16 protein-coding genes and 1 tRNA gene are annotated in these 19138 nt (G+C 37.8%); 12 read left to right on the top strand and 5 right to left on the bottom strand.

What is annotated here, in order from left to right; all coding sequences use genetic code 11:
* Positions 1 to 17: 17 nt before the first annotated feature.
* Entirely contained in the window at positions 18 to 1295 is a 1278-nt protein-coding gene (locus tag A7A78_RS06010) for a sigma-54 interaction domain-containing protein (protein WP_068761542.1), read from the bottom strand.
* A gap of 3 nt (positions 1296 to 1298) precedes the next feature.
* On the bottom strand, positions 1299 to 2744 hold the full coding sequence (gene miaB / locus A7A78_RS06005; protein ID WP_068761541.1) for a tRNA (N6-isopentenyl adenosine(37)-C2)-methylthiotransferase MiaB: 1446 nt from the start codon (positions 2742 to 2744) through the stop codon (positions 1299 to 1301).
* A 131-nt stretch (positions 2745 to 2875) separates the two neighbouring features.
* On the opposite strand from miaB, the gene A7A78_RS06000 reads away from it, so the two are divergent.
* From A7A78_RS06000 to A7A78_RS05965, 8 genes are all read left to right on the top strand, one after another.
* Positions 2876 to 3646 carry a hypothetical protein gene (locus A7A78_RS06000; RefSeq protein WP_068761540.1) on the top strand — a complete coding sequence of 257 codons (771 nt, stop codon included), beginning with the start codon at positions 2876 to 2878 and terminating at the stop codon, positions 3644 to 3646.
* Positions 3647 to 3746: 100 nt separating this feature from the next.
* On the top strand, positions 3747 to 6263 hold the full coding sequence (topA, locus tag A7A78_RS05995) for a type I DNA topoisomerase (protein ID WP_068761539.1): 2517 nt from the start codon (positions 3747 to 3749) through the stop codon (positions 6261 to 6263).
* A gap of 35 nt (positions 6264 to 6298) precedes the next feature.
* Positions 6299 to 7426: a formimidoylglutamase gene (locus A7A78_RS05990; protein ID WP_242649253.1), complete on the top strand. Its 1128-nt coding sequence runs from the start codon at positions 6299 to 6301 to the stop codon at positions 7424 to 7426.
* Between the two features lie 112 nt (positions 7427 to 7538).
* Positions 7539 to 8912, top strand: coding sequence for a T9SS ring complex lipoprotein PorK/GldK (porK, locus tag A7A78_RS05985; RefSeq protein ID WP_068761537.1), 1374 nt, complete (start codon positions 7539 to 7541; stop codon positions 8910 to 8912).
* Between the two features lie 86 nt (positions 8913 to 8998).
* The gene (gene porL / locus A7A78_RS05980; protein ID WP_068761536.1) at positions 8999 to 9646 is read left to right on the top strand and encodes a type IX secretion system motor protein PorL/GldL; all 648 of its coding nucleotides are present in this window, start codon (positions 8999 to 9001) and stop codon (positions 9644 to 9646) included.
* 43 nt (positions 9647 to 9689) lie between these two features.
* Positions 9690 to 11264, top strand: a complete 1575-nt coding sequence (gene porM, locus A7A78_RS05975; RefSeq protein WP_068761535.1) for a type IX secretion system motor protein PorM/GldM — start codon at positions 9690 to 9692, stop codon at positions 11262 to 11264.
* A gap of 23 nt (positions 11265 to 11287) precedes the next feature.
* A complete protein-coding gene (gene porN / locus A7A78_RS05970; RefSeq protein WP_068761534.1) occupies positions 11288 to 12187 on the top strand; it encodes a type IX secretion system ring subunit PorN/GldN in 900 nt (299 codons plus the stop codon).
* A 136-nt stretch (positions 12188 to 12323) separates the two neighbouring features.
* Entirely contained in the window at positions 12324 to 13367 is a 1044-nt protein-coding gene (locus A7A78_RS05965; protein WP_068761533.1) for an NAD(P)/FAD-dependent oxidoreductase, read from the top strand.
* Between the two features lie 6 nt (positions 13368 to 13373).
* Here A7A78_RS05965 and A7A78_RS05960 read toward each other — a convergent pair whose 3' ends face one another.
* Positions 13374 to 13757, bottom strand: coding sequence for a DUF983 domain-containing protein (locus tag A7A78_RS05960; protein ID WP_068761583.1), 384 nt, complete (start codon positions 13755 to 13757; stop codon positions 13374 to 13376).
* A gap of 59 nt (positions 13758 to 13816) precedes the next feature.
* Here A7A78_RS05960 and A7A78_RS05955 point away from each other — a divergent pair, with 59 nt between their 5' ends.
* The 3 genes from A7A78_RS05955 to A7A78_RS05945 all read left to right on the top strand — a co-directional run bounded on the left by A7A78_RS05955 (position 13817) and on the right by A7A78_RS05945 (position 16460).
* The gene (locus A7A78_RS05955) at positions 13817 to 15727 is read left to right on the top strand and encodes an ABC-F family ATP-binding cassette domain-containing protein (protein WP_068761532.1); all 1911 of its coding nucleotides are present in this window, start codon (positions 13817 to 13819) and stop codon (positions 15725 to 15727) included.
* A 148-nt stretch (positions 15728 to 15875) separates the two neighbouring features.
* Positions 15876 to 16058: a CPXCG motif-containing cysteine-rich protein gene (locus A7A78_RS05950; protein WP_068761531.1), complete on the top strand. Its 183-nt coding sequence runs from the start codon at positions 15876 to 15878 to the stop codon at positions 16056 to 16058.
* Positions 16059 to 16106: 48 nt separating this feature from the next.
* Entirely contained in the window at positions 16107 to 16460 is a 354-nt protein-coding gene (locus A7A78_RS05945) for a SpoIIAA family protein (protein ID WP_068761530.1), read from the top strand.
* A gap of 13 nt (positions 16461 to 16473) precedes the next feature.
* Here the strand turns inward: A7A78_RS05945 and A7A78_RS05940 are convergent, their stop codons facing one another.
* On the bottom strand, positions 16474 to 18021 hold the full coding sequence (locus A7A78_RS05940) for an AsmA family protein (RefSeq protein WP_068761529.1): 1548 nt from the start codon (positions 18019 to 18021) through the stop codon (positions 16474 to 16476).
* A gap of 178 nt (positions 18022 to 18199) precedes the next feature.
* Between A7A78_RS05940 and A7A78_RS05935 the strand changes: the two genes are divergently transcribed.
* Positions 18200 to 18272, top strand: a tRNA-Met gene (locus A7A78_RS05935).
* A 76-nt stretch (positions 18273 to 18348) separates the two neighbouring features.
* Here A7A78_RS05935 and A7A78_RS05930 read toward each other — a convergent pair.
* Complete coding sequence (locus tag A7A78_RS05930; RefSeq protein ID WP_068761582.1) at positions 18349 to 19131, bottom strand: hypothetical protein; 783 nt, start codon at positions 19129 to 19131, stop codon at positions 18349 to 18351.
* Positions 19132 to 19138: the final 7 nt, after the last annotated feature.

The raw sequence follows: 19138 nt of genomic DNA, 5'->3' as shown, positions 1-19138 counted from the left end.
AACCACAAACCACAAACCTATAAGTCGTACTGCTTTATCTTTCTATATAAAGTTCTTTCGGAAATGCCCAGCTCATCCGCGGCATCCTTTCGTTTTCCGTGATATTTTTCCAGCGATTTCTTGATTAGTTCCAATTCTTTTTGTTGAAGTGAAAGGTTTTCTTCTTCTTGTATTTCCTCAGCATATTCATATTTGTCTTTTCTCGTCTCAGAAGCATTTTCGGGAATGCTGAAAACTTCCACATCACTTTCCTGGCCGTTGTTTTCTTCCTCAATTATTGATGCCAATTCTTCCTCTGCCTCATTTTCTTCGGAATATATTTTATTGATAAGCGACGATTGCTCTTCTTTTACTTTGGCAGTATTTCCCGTTTTCATCAATTCCAAAGTAAGTTTTTTTAGATCGTTTACGTCACGTTTCATATCGAAAAGCACTTTGTAAAGAATTTCCCGCTCGCTACTGAAATCACTTTCGGCTTTCTTCGCGTTTACAATTGCGGGAAGATTGCTGCCCATGTCTGGCAAATAATGCTTTAAGGTTTCATAAGAAATTTCGCGATTCTGCTCCAAAACCGAAATCTGTTCGGCAACATTCCGCAGTTGGCGAATGTTTCCACTCCAGCGATATTTCAGCAAAAGCTCGGTAGCGTGATCGTCCAAACGGATGGTTGGCATTTTATATTTCTGCGCAAAATCCGCCGCAAATTTTCTGAAAAGCAAATGTATGTCTTCCTGCCGTTCGCGAAGTGGTGGCAAATTTATTTCCACAGTACTCAGCCTATAATAAAGGTCTTCGCGAAATTTTCCTTTTTCAATGGCATCGACCATTTTTACATTGGTTGCGGCAACAATACGAACATCGGTTTTTTGCGCTGCGGAGGAACCAACTTTTAAAAATTCGCCATTTTCCAAAACGCGAAGCAAGCGAACTTGCGTTGGTAGCGGCAGTTCGCCAACTTCATCAAGAAAAATAGTTCCGCCATCGGCTACTTCAAAATAACCACTTCTGGTTGCGGTTGCGCCCGTAAAAGATCCTTTTTCGTGACCAAAAAGTTCGCTATCAATAGTTCCTTCGGGGATTGCGCCACAGTTTACGGCAATGTATTTTCCATGCTTTCTGTGCGAAAGTGAGTGGATTATTTTCGGAATACTTTCTTTCCCCACACCGCTTTCGCCCGTAACCAATACAGAAATATCAGTAGGTGCAACCTGAATTGCTTTTTCAACGGCACGGTTCAGTTTTGGGTCGTTGCCTATTATTCCGAAACGTTGTTTTGTTGCTTGTATGCTTTCCATAAATTAATTGTTGCCTGAAAAACCTACAGCTTTGCCAATTAGGGTAGCCGTAGTGCAATCGGTTACTTTTACTTTTACAAAATCTCCCGCTTTGTAATTTTCCTTCGGAAAAACAGCAACATTATTATGCTCCGTTCTTCCGCTCCATTCATCTTTGTTTTTTTTGGATTCTTTCTCAATCAAAACAGTAACAATTTTTCCTAAAAATTCCGCTGTGCGAATGGCGCTGTGTTTTTGCTGAAGATCAACAATCTCAGTCAATCTTCGGCTTTTAATTTCTTCGGGCACATCGTCTTCCAGTTTTCGGGCAGCCATGGTGCCGGGCCTTTCGGAATATTTATACATATAGCCAAAATCATATTTCACATATTCCATCAAGCTCATCGTTTCTTTATGGTCTTCTTCAGTTTCCGTGGGAAAACCAATAATCATATCCTGCGAAATGGAACAACCGGGAATGATTTCCCAAATCCTATCAATCAACTTCATATATTCCTCCCGGGTATGCTGGCGGTTCATTTTCTTTAAAATCCGCGTGCTTCCGCTTTGAACGGGAAGGTGAATGTGGTTGCAAATATTGTCGTGTTTCGCTACAATATGCAATACTTCTTCGTGCATATCCTGCGGATTGCTGGTTGAAAAACGAATTCGCATTTTGGGGTGAGCCGTTGCAACCATATCAAGCAATACGGCAAAATCCGTAGCGGTTGCCTTTTGCATTTCCGAAGCATTTTTGAAATCTTTTTTCAGTCCACCGCCGTACCATAAATAGCTATCTACGTTTTGACCGAGCAGCGTAATTTCTTTATACCCTTTTTCAGCCAAATCATTTACTTCGCGTAAAATACTTTGCGGATCACGGCTGCGTTCGCGACCTCTTGTAAAAGGCACGACGCAAAACGTACACATATTATCACAACCGCGGGTGATGCTCACAAAAGCGGTAATTCCATTTCCACCCAAACGCACGGGTGAAATATCGCCATAGGTTTCTTCTTTTGAAAGAATAACGTTCACGGCATCCCGGCCTTCCTCAACTTCTTTCAGTAAATTCGGAATGTCTTTATAGGCGTCAGGCCCAACAACCAAATCGACAATTTTTTCCTCTTCAAGAAATTTTTCCTTTAAACGTTCAGCCATACAGCCCAAAACGCCAACCTTCATTTTTGGATTTATTCGCTTTACGGCGTTGTATTTTTCAAGACGTTTCCGAACGGTTTGCTCGGCTTTATCACGGATGGAGCAGGTGTTTACCAAAACCAAATCGGCTTCTTCGAGTGAATTTGTAGTGTTAAAGCCTTGGTCCGCAAGAATTGAAGCCACAATCTCGCTATCGCTAAAATTCATAGCGCAGCCGTAGCTTTCAATATATAGTTTGCGGGAATTGCCTTCGCGTGCTTCCAGTGTTAGCGTGTTTCCCTGTGTTTTTTCGTCAATAATCTTTTCCATGCAAATTTAAAATAATGATCGCGGTCAATAACTTAGCCATTGAACCTGCAAAGATACAATTTTAAGCAACGGTGACAAAGTGGCAGATTTCTTTTTCATAGATTTGTGGACTAACCAAATTATAAAGAAATATGGAACCACAGATTTTTCAGAGAATTGAAACCGCAAAAGCCCCCGATTTTGGTGATGTTTTAACCAAAAGTTTTGAGCTTTTCAAAAAAATATGGGTGGAAGGAATGTTGCATTTATTGGTGACATTGGCTGTGATTTTGCCTCTGTTAGCCGTGCTTTACATTCCCTTTATAACTATTTTGATTAAAGCTGAAGCCAATGGCGGTCAACCGGATTTCAATCCGTTTTTGGAATATTCGGTGCTTTGGATTGCAATTTATATTCTAGCATTTTTAGTGATAATGATAATCATTCAAACAATTGCGTATGCTGTAACAGCCCACTTTTTCCAGGTTTGTAAAAAAGCAGATACAGGAACTCCTGTGGAAATTGGAGGCTATTTTGTGTATTTAAAAAATCATTTCCAAAAGATACTTGTATTGTCGCTTGCTGCCTTTGGGATTACAATGTTAGCCGCTATTCTGTGTTATCTGCCAATCTTTTATGTAATGGTACCGCTGCAACTTATGTTTGTTATTTTCGCTTTTAACCCACAACTTTCTGTTTCTGAGATTGTAAAAGCAGGTTTCAAATTGGGCAATAAGTTTTGGCTAATTGCTTTTGGGTTGATTATTATTTCGTCAATGATTGCCCAATTGGGAATTATTTTATGTGGAATCGGGCTTTTGGCTACCGTCTTTTTTACACACATCCCGATGTATTATTTTTACAAGGAAACCATTGGTTTTGATGACGATTCACCAACAGATGTGCTTCCAAATTCCTTTTAGATTTGTCGAGTGAATTTGGCGTTTGCTGAGACTAATTTTAGTATGAAAAAGTTTCGTATTAAAAAATTCATATACTTTTGCAATCATAACAATATAGGATATGGCAAAGAATTTAGTGATAGTTGAGTCCCCGGCAAAAGCAAAAACCATTGAAAAATTTCTTGGTAAAGATTTCAAGGTTTCCTCCAGTTTTGGGCACATTGCAGATCTTCCGTCCAAGGAATTGGGCGTGGACGTGGAAGGGGATTTCACTCCTAAATATATAGTGAGCAGCGACAAGAAAAAGCTGGTGGCAGAATTAAAGGCACTTTCCAAAAATGCCGATATGGTCTGGCTAGCGAGTGATGAGGACCGCGAGGGAGAAGCCATTGCATGGCATTTGGCCGAAGAATTGAAGCTTGACAAAAACAAAACCAAGCGTATTGTTTTTCACGAAATTACCAAATCTGCCATTTTAAAAGCGATTGAAAACCCACGGCAGATTGATTATAATTTGGTAAACGCCCAACAAGCCCGTCGTGTTTTGGACCGTTTGGTTGGTTATGAGCTTTCGCCAGTTCTTTGGAAAAAAGTGAAAGGCGGACTTTCAGCAGGCCGTGTGCAATCTGTTGCAGTGCGATTGATAGTGGAGCGCGAGCGTGAAATTGAAGCTTTTAATCCAGTAGGTTCTTATAGGATAGATGCAGAATTTACAACGCTTGACGGCAGTAAATTCAAAGCGAAACTTCCAAAGAATTTTGATACGGAAGAAGAAGCGCGCGAGTTTCTTCGAAAGAATTTGGGCGCTAATTATAAAATTTCAGATTTAACTAAGAAACCCGCCAGCAAATCTCCGGCGGCGCCATTTACAACTTCAACATTACAACAGGAAGCAGCCCGAAAATTATATTTTTCCGTAGGAAAAACGATGACAATTGCACAGCGTCTTTACGAAGCTGGACTTATAACCTATATGCGTACCGATAGTGTGAATCTTTCTAACGACGCTAAAAATGCAGCACAGAAAGAAATTACTTCTTCCTACGGAAAAGAATATAGCAAACCACGTGATTATAAGGGGAAGAGCAAAGGTGCACAGGAGGCTCACGAGGCAATCCGTCCTACAGATATGAGCCAGCACAATATTACCGGTGATCATGACCAAGCGCGTTTGTATGATTTGATTTGGAAACGGACGCTGGCTTCGCAAATGAGCGATGCGCAATTGGAACGCACCAATGTTAAGATTGACGTGCTTTCCAAAGAAAAGGTTTCAGAAAATTTCACTGCAAACGGTGAAATGATAAAATTTGACGGTTTCCTAAAAGTGTATTTGGAAGGAACCGATTTTGAAGAGGAAGAGCAGGAAGGTATGTTGCCGAATATGAAAAATGGCGATTCACTTGAAAATAATTACATCACCGCAACCGAGCGTTTTACGCGTCCGCCGTATCGTTTTACGGAAGCTTCGTTGGTAAAACAGTTGGAAGAGCTTGGTATTGGTCGACCGTCAACCTATGCGCCCACTATTTCTACCATTATTAGCAGAAATTATGTTGAAAAGGGAACTGTGGAAGGTGTGGAGCGAAAATATCTTCAGTTAACGCTTCAAAAGGAAAACATAAAAGATAAAACCTTGACTGAAACCGTTGGTTCAGATAAAGGGAAGTTGGTGCCCACGGATATCGGGATGATCGTGAACGATTTTTTGGTGGATCATTTTGAAAATATCCTTGATTACAATTTCACTGCAAAAGTGGAGCAGGATTTTGACGACATAGCCGAAGGAAAAGAGGAATGGACAAAAATGATGAAAGATTTCTACGGAAAATTCCATCCTCGGGTTGAACACGTTGAAGAAAACGCCGACCGCGAAAGTGGTGAGCGCATTCTTGGCGAAGATCCAGAAACTGGAAAAACCGTTTTGGTCCGCCTTGGAAAATACGGCCCGATGGCACAAATTGGTGCCCCGGATGATGAAGAGAAAAAATTCGCAAGCCTTCGTCCCGACCAGCAATTGCACTTGGTTACTTTTGAAGAGGTGATGGATCTTTTTAAACTTCCGAAGACTTTGGGAATTTTTGAAAAAGAAGAAGTTGAGGTTAACAACGGCCGTTTTGGACCATATGTTCGCTTCGGGAAAACTTTTATTTCGCTTCCAAAAGGAATGGATCCGCTGGATGTGGATATGGCTTTTGCGAAAGAGTTGATTGAAGAAAAGAAAAAAGCCGATGCTCCTATATATATGTATGAGGATCTGCCAGTTCAAAAAGGGGTTGGCCGTTTTGGACCATTCATAAAATGGAACAATATGTTCATCAACGTGAATAAAAAGTATGATTTTGACAATCTTTCCAATGAAGATATTGAAGAGTTGATTGAAGACAAAAAACAAAAGGAAATTGATAAGCTAATCAACGAATGGCCCGAAGAGAAAATTCGCATCGAGAAAGCACGTTGGGGGCGTTTCAATCTTATAAAAGGAAAAACAAAAGTGGAATTGCCAAAAGGCACTGAAGCCGATAAAATAACTTTGGAAGAAGCAAAAGATTTGCTTGAAAAGAAAAGTCCGAAGAAGAAAACCACTGCAAAAAAGAAAACCACAACTAAGAAAAAAGCTACAGCCAAGAAAAAATAATGATAGAGTTTTTATCCCCAGTTTCAAAAAAGGTAATGGCAAACCGGGAAATTCTTCCGCCCGGAACTTTGGGAAAACAAATTGAAGCCCATTCCAAAAAAGGAGAATTACCGAATTTAAAAGATGTAAAATTTGCGCTCCTCGGAATTAAGGAAAATCGCGGCGATGTAGATTTTATTGGGGCAGATATTTCTTTTGATGCATATAGAAAAGCGCTTTATTCACTATACCCCGGAAATTGGAACGGAAAAATAATTGACCTTGGTGATATAGAAAAAGGCGAAACTGCAGAAGATACCCGTTTTGCCGCAAAGGAAGTTATTGCTGCGCTTTTGAAAAAAAACATTGTACCTCTTATTTTGGGAGGGAGCCAGGATTTGGCATATGCACAATATAGAGCAAATGATTCTTTGGATCAGATGGTAAATATGGTGAATGTTGACAATCGTTTTGACCTTGGAAATGCCGAATTGCCTATTTCAAATAAATCATACGTGGGAAAAATGGTTGTAGATAAGCCCTACAATCTTTTTAATTACAGTGTTTTGGGGTATCAGTCTTTTTTCAATGCGCCCCAGGAAATTGCTTTGATGGATAAATTGTTTTTTGATGCTTATAGATTAGGCGAAATTACTGCAGATATTACGATAGTTGAGCCCGTAATGCGCGATGCCGATATAGTTACATTGGACGTTACCGCAATAAAAAGCGCAGAATTAAGTTATAAAAACAACGAAAGCCCCAATGGTTTTGACGGACGCGAAATTTGTGCTATTTCGCGTTATGCAGGTATTAGCAATAAAGTTAAATCCTTTGGCGTTTATGAATTAAGCGATTCCATTGAAAGCAAAAGTGGATCAATGTTGGTTGCGCAAATACTATGGTATTTTATAGAAGGCTATAACTTTAGAGTTGAAGATGATGATTTTGACAATGAAACGCTCTTTACCTCCTATAAAGTTCCAGTGGAAGATGAGGTTCTGGAATTCAAAAAAAGTAATAAAACGGAGCGCTGGTGGATTGTTTTGCCATTTATTTCAAATGTTAATAATAAATTAAAAAGACGAACGTTATTACCTTGCACTTATGGCGAATATTTTGGTGCATGTAATCAGGAGATTCCTGAGCGGTGGTTAAAGGCCCGCCACAAGAATGAAGTATAATCAAATAAACCAAGTAAAAACGAGATTAAGGGTTTTTCAAAAAAAAATTGTTTTTTTGAAATTTTATAGATAGGTTTACGCCCTTGAATCTCGAAATTTAACCTAAATACCTATGAAGAAGTTTATTGCATTAACTGCGATTGTTGCCTTTTTGTTCAGTTGTAACTCCGGAGACCGGGGAGAACTGGTTGGGGCAAAAGGTAAAAAATGGTATCCTCAAAAGCCTTACGGAATGACGCTTATCCCAGGTGGATCCTTCATCATGGGTAAAAGTGATGACGATTTTGTTGCTGTAAATGATGCGCCAACAAAGACCGTTACCGTACGCTCGTTCTATATGGACGAAACCGAAATAACCAATGCGGAGTACCGCCAATTTGTAAATTGGGTACGCGATTCTACAGTAAGATTGCGCCTTGCAATTATGGCTGATGAAAATGGAGCAACTCCCGGGGATGGTGGAATTGGTGAATTTGCCTTCGTTGATCAAGAAAATGAAGAAATGACCCCATACCAGCAATATATGTATGATAATTATTTCGGCATGGGTGAAGATTATTACGCCGGAAGAAAATTAAACGACAAAGTTGATTTAATTTGGGACACTGCCGAATATCCAGACGAGTTCTATTCTGAAGTTATGGATACTATGTATATTCCTACTGAAGAAGCATATAACGGGCAGCGCACTATTGATGTTAGCAAATTGAATTTCCAATATACTTATATGGATATCCAGTCTGCCGCAAGAGATAAAACGAAGAGAAGAAAAGATTTCATTAAGAAGGAAGAGCTTAATATCTATCCAGATACAACTGTTTGGATTAAAGACTTTAACTATTCTTATAACGAGCCAATGCACAATGACTATTTCTGGCACGAAGCCTATGGAGATTATCCAGTGGTTGGTGTGAGCTGGAAACAAGCAAAAGCTTTCTGTGCTTGGAGAACACTTTACAAAAATTCTTACCAAAAATCTAAAAAACAAAATTTTGTTAACTCATTCCGTCTTCCGGGTGAAGCTGAATGGGAATATGCTGCACGAGGCGGTCTAGAATCCGCAACCTATCCTTGGGGTGGACCTTATGCTAAGAATGACCGCGGATGCTTTATGGCAAACTTTAAGCCTTTGCGCGGTGATTATGCAGCTGACCAAGCGCTTTATACCGTAGAAGCAGATGCTTACGAGCCCAATGACTATAATCTATATAACATGGCAGGAAACGTATCTGAATGGGTAGCTTCTTCCTATGACCCTGCTTCTTATGATTATACTTCCACAATGAACCCAAATGTTAATGACGAAGACAATATGCGCAAAGTTGTTCGTGGTGGTTCGTGGAAAGATGTGGCTTACTTTCTTCAAGTAAGTACACGTGACTATGAATATGCAGATTCTGCTAGAAGTTACATTGGCTTCAGAACTGTACAGGATTATATGGGAACAGATGTAACTCTTAACGATAAGCTGGGCGACGCACGTTAAAAAATAGCGAATAAACCAAATCAACCCTTAAACTAATTTAACCTTAACTAAAACTAAAAACTTCTCAACTTAAAAATTAACTAATTATGGCACAATCAAGATCATCAAAAAAACTTTTTAACATGGCCTATGGCCTTGGAGCATCCATTGTAATATTAGGAGCACTTTTCAAAATTCTTCACTGGGAACTAGGTCCTCTAAACGGCGGTATTCTTTTAGCAGTTGGACTTATTACAGAAGCAATTATTTTTGCTATTTCTGCTTTTGAACCGGTGGATGACGATTTGGATTGGTCATTGGTTTACCCAGAATTAGCTGGTGGAGTTGGACAGGACAGAAAGAAAAAAGAACCAGAAGATGCACAGGGTCTTTTATCTAAAAAACTAGACGAAATGCTTAAAGATGCTCGTATCGATTCAGAATTGATGAACAGCCTTACTACAAGCATCCGTTCATTTGAAGGAGCTACAAAAAGTATGGCGCCTACAGCAGAAGCTATGAACTCCACTAAAAAATACAGTGAAGAAATGGCACTTGCAGCAGCTCAAATGGATTCATTGAACAGTCTGTACAAAGTACAAATTGAATCAACAAGCCGTCAAGCAGAAGCAAACAAAGAAGTTGCTGAAAATGCGGAACAATTAAAACAACAAATGCAGCACTTGGCTACCAACCTTTCTTCATTGAACGGTGTTTACGGAGGTATGCTTTCTGCAATGACTAATAGAAACTAAGATAGGTTTTCACCTTAATTATTAATCTTTAAAAAGAATAAAAATGGCAGGAGGAAAACTATCCCCAAGGCAGAAGATGATTAACCTGATGTATCTGGTTTTCATCGCGATGCTTGCATTAAACATGTCCAAAGAAGTATTATCTGCTTTTGGATTATTGAATGAAAAAATAACAGATGCCAACGTGGCAACTACACAGCGCAACACCGCTTTTATGGAAGGTTTAGCTGTTAAAGCTTCTGAACAATCGGCACAGTATGCTGGTGTAAAAGCAAAAGCTGACGATATTTCTAAAGTTTCTGACGATTTAGATTTATATATTACTAATCTAAAATCGGCTTCAATTAAAGATATCGAAGATCCAAGGGATTATGAAGTAATGGACAAAGCTGATTTTTTTAACAATCTATTTTTTACCGGAGAAAATTATAAGCCAGAAGGTCAAGAATTTCTTGATAAGATAAATAATTATCGTACAGAAATGATTAAAATTTTGTCTGATACAACATTGACAAAATTTGCTGGTATTGAAGATGTGAAAAAATCCATTGAAACAAATTTTTCGACAGATGAAGTTACAAACAGAGACGGAAAAAAAGAAGAGTGGTTAAAATACAATTATGAAGGTTTTCCTTTGATAGCATCTTTAACTAAGCTTACCCAGATTCAAGCTGACATAAAGACTACCAAAAGTGAAGTTTTGCAAAAAATGTTAGCTGGCCAACAAGCTACTGCTATGTCTTTTACGCAATACAACACATTATTAGAAACTTCTAAAACTGCATACTATGCTGGTGAGGAATTTGATGGCGGTATTGTTCTTGGACGTAAAGATCCAAATACTAAGCCAAACCGTGTAGAGCTTACTTTAGATGGAAGAGCATTAAGTGAAGATCAATATGCTATTGAAAGTGGTAAAGTAATGCTTAAAATAAGCGCTGGTGCTCCTGGAGATCATAAAATTGAAGGGAATTTAATTTTCCTTGAAAATGAAAAAGAAACAAAAATTCCAGTTAGCTTAGGATTTTCAACAATATCAAAACCAAATTCAGCAGTAATTGCTGCAGATAAAATGAATGTAGTGTATCGCGGTGTAGACAACCCAATGACGGTTTCTATACCTGGTATTCCTGATAATAAAGTAAATGCATCCGCTCCAGGTCTTTCCAAGGTTTCTGGAAGTAAATATGTTATGCGACCAGGAGCTGGAAGAACAGTAACAATTACAGCAAGTGGAACTTTGCCTGATGGAACAGGAGTTAGAACTCCAGCTGAATTCCGTATTAAAGATATTCCACCACCAGTGGGAGCCATCCGTGGAGAAACTGGAATCGTTCGAATGGAACGAGGAGGTCTTGAAATTTCAACAATCTCTGCTGTATTGCAAGATTTTGATTTCGAACTGAATATTAACGTTACAGGATTCAGCTTTAAAGTTTCTGGACAACCAACGGTTAAAGTAAACGGAACAAAATTAGATTCAGCAGCTAAAGGTGCGCTAAGAAGAGCACAACGTGGAGATGCTGTTCAAATTTTTGATATAAATGCAAACCTTGCAGGAAATTCAGGTTATAAACTGAAAAAGATTTCTCCTGTAATTATTGAATTGACAAACTAGTATTCGTATAAAACCCTATCGGTATGAATTTTAAAAATGTTGTTTTATGTGTTTTCGGAATTGGAATGATTACTGGTGCTTCTGCACAGGTAAATATTCTAAATGCCAAAACCCCTGAGGATATAGGTAAAAAGACCGAAGCGCAAATTGCTTATGATAATGATGAGCCGTTGCCTTACGGCTACACGGACGAACGTGATGTGCTATGGTCCAAAACAACTTGGGAAATTATCGATCTTGATGAAAGAGTAAACTTCCCGTTGTACTATCCTATAGACACAAACAACATTGGGGCAGACAGACGTTCGCTTTATGACGTTTTGGTGAAAAACATCAAAAACGGAAAAATTGAAAACGTGTACGCAGATTCATATTTTACCGAAAAACGTACCTTAAAGGATATTGAGGCCTCACTGGTTTACAGTGATACTACAGATCTTGGTATTGAGCAATACAATGCCGAGGGAACAGTAGACCCGCAATACGTGCGTCGTTTTTCATTGGATGCAGGTGATATTGAAGAATGGCACATTAGAGGCTATTGGTATTTGGATAAGCGCCAAGGCGAGCTTAAATACAGAATGCTGGGTATTTGCCCAGTAGCAAATGAAGCGCGTTCCAAAGCATATCCAGAGGATGGTATTGATTCTAAAGTTGAATTATTTTGGGTTTGGTTCCCTGGAACCCGCGAAGTTTTGCACGAAGCCAAAGCTTTCAACCGAAAGAATACTTCCCAGCCAATTTCTTATGATCACTTGTTGAACTCACGCCGCTTTAACGCTGTTATTTACAAAGAAGACAACGTGCAAGGTGATAGAAACGTGAAAGATTACATCAATGACAACGCACTTATGCAACTGTTGGAATCTGATAGGATCAAAGAACAAATACGAAATATTGAAATAGATTTGTGGAATTATTAATCAGTTAATGAAAGCCACAATTTGAAGAAAACCCTTCAAGTTCCATTTCGGAAACTGAAGGGTTTTTTTATTACCGTGAAGACGGGAATATTTTAATTGAAAACAGTAAGGAATTTTGGATAATCCAAGTTTGAGAATGAAAAAGGTAGATTATATAATCATCGGTCTTGGTATTGCCGGCATCAGTTTCTGTGAGCAACTTCAAAAGCGCGGGAAGAGCTTTGTAGTAATCGATAATGGCGAAGAAGGTTCTACAGCGAAGTCTGGTGGTGTTTTTAACCCAACGGTGCTTAAACGCTTCACAGCGGCTTGGAATGCTTCTACTTTTTTTCCTGTGGCTGTTAATTTTTATAATCAACTTTCTGAAAAATTGCAGCAAAATATTTTTTCGGAAACGCCAATTCTCAGAATTTTTAAAAGTATTGAAGAACAAAACAATTGGACAGTCGCAAGCGATAAAAAGGAATTGCAAGGTTTTCTTTCTTCGAACTTTTTAAAAAATACAAATGCAGCCATTGAAGCACCTTTCGGTTTTGGAGCGGTTTTGGGAACAGCGCAGATTTATGCAGATAACTTACTTAAAGGATATCGAAATTATTTATTGAATCTTGAAGCACTGCTTTCTGAAAATTTTCAATACGGGTTAATTCAACAGAAAGAAAATAAGGTAGTTTATAAAAACTATTCGGCTAAAAAAATCATTTTTGCGGAAGGTTCAAAAGCAATTGACAATCCATTTTTTCCGAAACAGACAATTGTCGGAAACAAAGGCGAATACGTAATCATTAAAGCTTCTTCCCTAAAAGTGGAAACGCTTTTAAAAGGTTCCATGTACGTTATCCCGATGGGAAATGATGAATATAAAGTGGGCGCAACCTACAGTCGTGATGATTACAGCCTTAATTCAACGAAGGAAGCGAAAGAAGAAATCCTTTCAAAACTAAAAAGTTTTATTAATTGCCCTTTTGAAGTAGTTGGGCAAACCGCTGGAGTTCGGCCCACGACCAAGGACCATAGACCACTTTTGGGAAGTTTGGACGAAAACCCGAATCTTGTATTTTTCAACGGTTTGGGCTCACGCGGATTTTTGATGGCGCCGCTGCTTGCTGAAATTCTTTATGAAAATTTGGAAGAAGAAAAACCAATTCCAAAGGAAATGGACATTAAAAGAATGTTGTAATACTAGTTATTTCGCTTTGTTTTCGTCAAAGTCAACAAAAAAGTTAATCCATATATTTCGTGAAATCCTAACAATCAGCGGAAATAAAACAGCTAAAGTTAGAATGATGGCAAGAAAACTGTAATTTCTGTCCAGGCCAATAAAGAAATAAGAAATAATAAAAGCCGCTACTGCAATAGCCACACCCACGCCGTAACTTACGTACATAGCCCCAAAAAAGAAGGAAGGTTCTATTTTAAATTTTTTACCGCAATGACTGCAATGGTCGTGCATTTCCATCAATTTGGAAATTTTATAGGGATTGTTTTCTAAATACATATCGCCTTTATGGCACACAGGACATTTGCTTGTAAAAATACTGTAGAGTTTGGTGCCTTTAAGGAATTGCATAATGCGTTTTTTTAGCACCACAAAAATAAGCATCTTTGCAAAAATTTTAGCCCTTTTAAATGGTCAATATCCACAATCTTTCAGTTTCCTTTCAAGGTGACTATTTGTTCGAGAAAATCACTTTTCAATTAAAACCTGGTGATCGCGTAGGTTTGGTTGGAAAAAATGGCGCGGGCAAATCTACCTTGCTTAAAATTATTGCTGGTGAACAGGAATATGACACGGGCCAAATTGCAACCGATAAGGAAATTTCAATCGGTTTTCTGAAACAGGATATCGATTTTGAAAAAGGTCGCAGTGTTTTGGAAGAATCCTACGAAGCTTTCACTGAAATAAAAAAACTCGAAAAACAGCTTGCGGAAATTAACAGGCAATTGGCTGAGCGAACCGATTACGAAAGCGATGGTTACCACCAATTGATGGTCGATTTGAATGAAATCCAGCATCAATACGAAATTCACGGAGGCTACAATTATCAAGGCGAAACCGAACGAATTTTGCAAGGTTTAGGTTTTCAACGGGAAGATTTCACAAAACTTACCGAAACCTTTTCCGGCGGATGGCGTATGCGTATTGAATTGGCGAAACTCTTACTTCAAAACAACGATATTCTTTTGCTGGATGAGCCCACAAACCACTTGGATATTGAATCCATTCTATGGTTGGAAGAATTCCTGAAAGGATATGCCGGCGCTGTTGTAATCGTTTCCCACGATAAAATGTTTTTAGATAATGTGACCAATCGAACGATTGAAATCTCCCTTGGGAAGATTTATGATTTCAACAAACCATACACGCAGTATTTAGTGCTTCGAAATGAATTGCGCGAGCAGCAATTGGCTTCACAAAAAAACCAACAAAAACAGATTGAACAGACTGAGAAGCTCATTGATAAATTTCGCGCAAAGGCAAGTAAAGCTACAATGGCGCAGTCGCTTATAAAAAAGCTTGATAAAATTGACCGCATAGAAGTTGATGAAGACGATAATAGTGTAATGACCTTGCGTTTTCCTGTTTCAATTACTCCTGGAAAAGTAGTTATTGAAGCTGAAAATATTTCAAAAAGTTACGGCGATAAAAACGTTTTAAACGGCGTAGATCTTTTGGTTGAGCGTGAAAGCAAGATTGCTTTTGTGGGTCAAAACGGGCAGGGAAAATCTACTTTGGCGAAAATTATTGTCAAAGAAATAGAATACGGTGGAAAACTCGCTTTGGGCCACAATGTGCAGATTGGCTATTTTGCCCAAAATCAAGCAGATTATCTGGATGGCAGCAAAACCGTTCTTGATACAATGATAGATGCTGCCAACGAAAAAAACCGAAGCCGTGTGCGTGATATTCTGGGCTCTTTTCTTTTCCGAGGAGATGAAGTTGAAAAATATGTCCGCGTTTTGAGTGGGGGAGAGCGAAATCGTTTGGCCTTGGCAAAACTATTGTTGCAGCCATTCAACGTTTTGGTGATGGATGAGCCCACGAACCATTTGGATATAAAATCTAAAAACGTGCTGAAGGATGCTTTGAAAAGCTTTGAAGGTACTTTGCTGTTGGTTTCCCACGACCGTGATTTCCTTCAGGGTTTGACCAATAAAGTTTACGAGTTCAAAGATCATCATATAAAGGAATATTTGGGGGATATTGATTATTTTCTTGAACAACGAAATCTTCAAAACCTACGTGAAGCTGAAAAAAGAACAGTTGTTTCCGAAGTAAAGGAAAAAAGAAGTGCCGGCGAGGAATATGAAATTCAGAAAAAACTTAAATCAGTAAAAAATAAACTGAGCAATGTGGAATCTTCCATTTCTACTTTGGAAAAAGAGATTGCAACTATTGATACCGAACTGCTTATCAATTACGAAGAAACCATTGCAAAGCCCCATTTTTTCGACAAATATCAAGAAAAGAAAAAGAAGCTTAAAAAGCTAATGGAAGAATGGGAAATACTTCAGGAAAGTGTGGAATCCCTATCCTAACATACTAAAGTTTTATTCTTTTTTGGGCTATTTTCTTTTTTCTAAATAATACAGCTTATAATATTGTAAACCACAAACCACAAACCACAAACCACAAACCACAAACCACAAACCACAAACCACAAACCACAAACCACAAACCACAAGTATGTACGAACATTTTTTTCAATGTCCCCACTGTTGGGAAGAAATTTCGATGTTGTTGGATTCTTCCGTGCGGCACCAAAAATATATTGAGGATTGTGAGATTTGCTGTAACCCAATTGAACTGGACGTTTCTTTTGAAGATGGGGAACTTATTGGTTTTTCAGCTGATGGTATTGGACAATAACTTTTAATTTGTTAATTTTAACAAAACAAACTAATCCATATCCCCAATATGCTCTCCACTTTTAGTCTTGCTGATAATATTATAGGTTTTATTGTTGATGGCCCTTATGATGAACACGCTGTGGAAAAAATACAATCTGAGGTTAATGAAAAATTGGAGGTGTATGAAAAGGTGAGCCTATATATTGAAGATACCGTAAACGCTGATATTTCTTTGAAAGCGATACTGAAAAGCCTTCCCTTTAAAATTAAAACCGGAAATAGATTTGAAAGAGTGGCGGTAGTTACTGACCGGAAATGGCTTCAAGTAATTAGTAATCTTGAAAAATTGTTTTTCAACGCAGAACTTCGCCTTTTTTCATCCCAGCAAAGATTGGAGGCTATTCAATGGATTAGCCATTAATTTTTTCTTTCTACTAAAGCATCGTTTTAACAAGTGCGTTTTTCACACTAATCCATAAAAAATTGAATACAGATTTGGTCTGGTCGCGAGTAGCGTCTGCTTTGCCTTCCCGGTAATAATCATTTTGTTTTTTGCTGTCTTTCGAAATAAATATATCGGTAATTGTCGAAAGGAACTTGTTTTTCTTTTTTCCGTCCTTTTGTAATACTGTAACCTTAAAATCGGAATAGCTTATTTTCAGGGCTGTATTTGAAGCTTCACGATTGCCGTCTATCGTGAAAAAAGTTTTGTTTGTATTCCCTTCCAGCATTATGTTTAAATTCGGTTCAGTAAAACTGTTCATTTTATTCGCGTTTAGCGAGCCAACGTTAGCCTTAAAAATAAAGGCATCACTTTTATTTTGCACGTCAAAATTCCAATCGACAGAAAAGGGAGTGTTTTCCATAAAATCAGCGGTGATATTTAAAGAAGTTTTTTGCGGGCTTTTATAAGTGTTGCTCACATTTGAGATTGCTGCATCAAGATTTTTAAAATTTATGGAACCGCCCATGTTTTCTTCTTTTTGCCTTTCTTCATACTGTATGTTGCCATCTGAAATTTTTAAGGAATCCACGGTTAATTCAAAAGGCAAATCCCTTAGCATTTTGCTGTAGAGCAGTTTTATTTTTGGGTCGTCAGCCACTAATTTATCTCGGTAAACTTCTAATGAAGGCGCATTTAAAGAAACCATTTTGCTTTTTGCGAAAAACCGATTGTTGTTAAAGCCAAAATCGAAATCAGCAATGGAAAGTGATTTTAGCGTAAGATCGAAATGGTCGCGCTCTTTTGTTATGATTCTTGAAAGCTCCCTTTTGGAATATTTCGTTTTAAGCTTCAGGTTTTTAAAAATGGCGGTGTTGTTTTTTATTGAAAAATCTTCCACACTCAAATTTTCATACGGACTCACTTTTACAAAAACAGTATCGCTTTTGGCTTCAAAATCTTTATATTGAAAAGGAATTTTACGCAGAACCGTTCCATTATCCACTTTTATTCCGTCTATTTCAACGGTCAATCCTGTTGCATAAACTTTTGTGGAATCCTTTTCTTTTTCATAGATAACCAATCTTGTATTTTTAATTTGAACTCGGTCCACAAAAATTGGTTTGTAAATTCGGGCTACAGCCTTGCGAACAGTATCTTTTGAAGATTTCTGCCGGTCTTTATAATAAACAATTTTTGGGTTTTCCAATGAAATGTTTTCAACGTGAATTTCATTATTAAACAAATAATCCCAATATTTAATATCTGAAATTTTCAACTTTTCAACATTTATAAAAGTGTGCTTGACACTGTCTTCGCTGTTTTTAATAATTAGTGAAGCATTTGTAACAACCAGCGAACCGCCAAAGGATCCCACCGTTATATCATCATAAGAGCGGGCCATATTTTCAGGCAATCTTTCTTGGATGAATTTTTCAAGCTTGGATTTTAAAATGCTATTTATGGAAATAGCACCAATTATAAATACCGCGCCGATGGCGAGAATAATAAAAACTATTTTTCTGAAAGGTTTGTCCATAATTTAAAGATAGCTAAAGATAGCAATGCAAAAAAACACTTTAATGGGCACTTCACAAAAAATTTATGTTCTCTGGCTTGCGGGGTTCAAAATCCTTTGTATCTTTGCAGTCCAATATTTCTGTCGGCATTATGAACCGAAAGTTAAAAGCTAAGAATGAAATATTGAAAACCCATATCGCGGGATAGAGCAGTAGGTAGCTCGTCGGGCTCATAACCCGAAGGTCACAGGTTCGAGTCCTGTTCCCGCTACTAAGGTCAAAGTGCCAAAAACAAACGGCTAGGTTCATTCCTAACCGTTTTTTTTATGGATTTTTTTCTTGAATTTTTATTCCGACATGTATTGTGTTCCTGTATTTTCAGGATTTTTTAAATCAATCCAAAAAATGTCTGTCGGTTCAAATTCTTCCATCTGTCCATTTTTGTTTTTGTCCTGTTTAGCAATTATGTACATAAAATCATTTGCAGAGTCATATTCAGAACTCATTACTGAATAGTTTTTTGGAATTAGAGCCTTTTTGTTAAGACCATCAATGTCAAAATGATAGAATCTTCTCAAATCTTTTACATTTATAAATCCATCTTTGTTTGAGTCTTCATCATAAACAGAAACCATATAATATGTTCTATTTATTGGTTCAAAATTCAAAGTGTCTTTTGAGAAGGCTGGATAATAAAGTGTTTTTATCAAAACGGCTTTATCAAAAAGTTTATTCTCTATTTTAGTTTGGTTGTTGTAGTGAGAGATGTTCACAAAATTATATCCGTAAACAGCTTCAAAGCCCGGCATGAAATTATTGTTCCAATTATTTCCATCACTATAATCACTTTCCCAATTTACATAATAATCGTTTGAACCAATGAAAGGTCTTTTTTTCTTGTCGTAATTTACTTTGTAAATGGGCGTCAATCTATGTTCTGGGTTGCTTGTGAGTAGCACATTATTCGGTCTGGTTTCAAGTTTTAATGAATCGATATTCAGGCCAATAATTTTTTGACCATTCTCATCTTCGGTAATTTCACTTACTTGAAATCCTTTTTTCTCCATTTTATTATCCGAGCAACTTAATGTCAGGATTCCTAAAAATGCTATAATTAATATTCTGTACATATCGTTT

Source organism: Aequorivita soesokkakensis, assembly GCF_001641085.1.
Lineage (GTDB): Bacteria > Bacteroidota > Bacteroidia > Flavobacteriales > Flavobacteriaceae > Aequorivita > Aequorivita soesokkakensis.
This window is presented reverse-complemented; position numbering and strand designations above follow the sequence as displayed.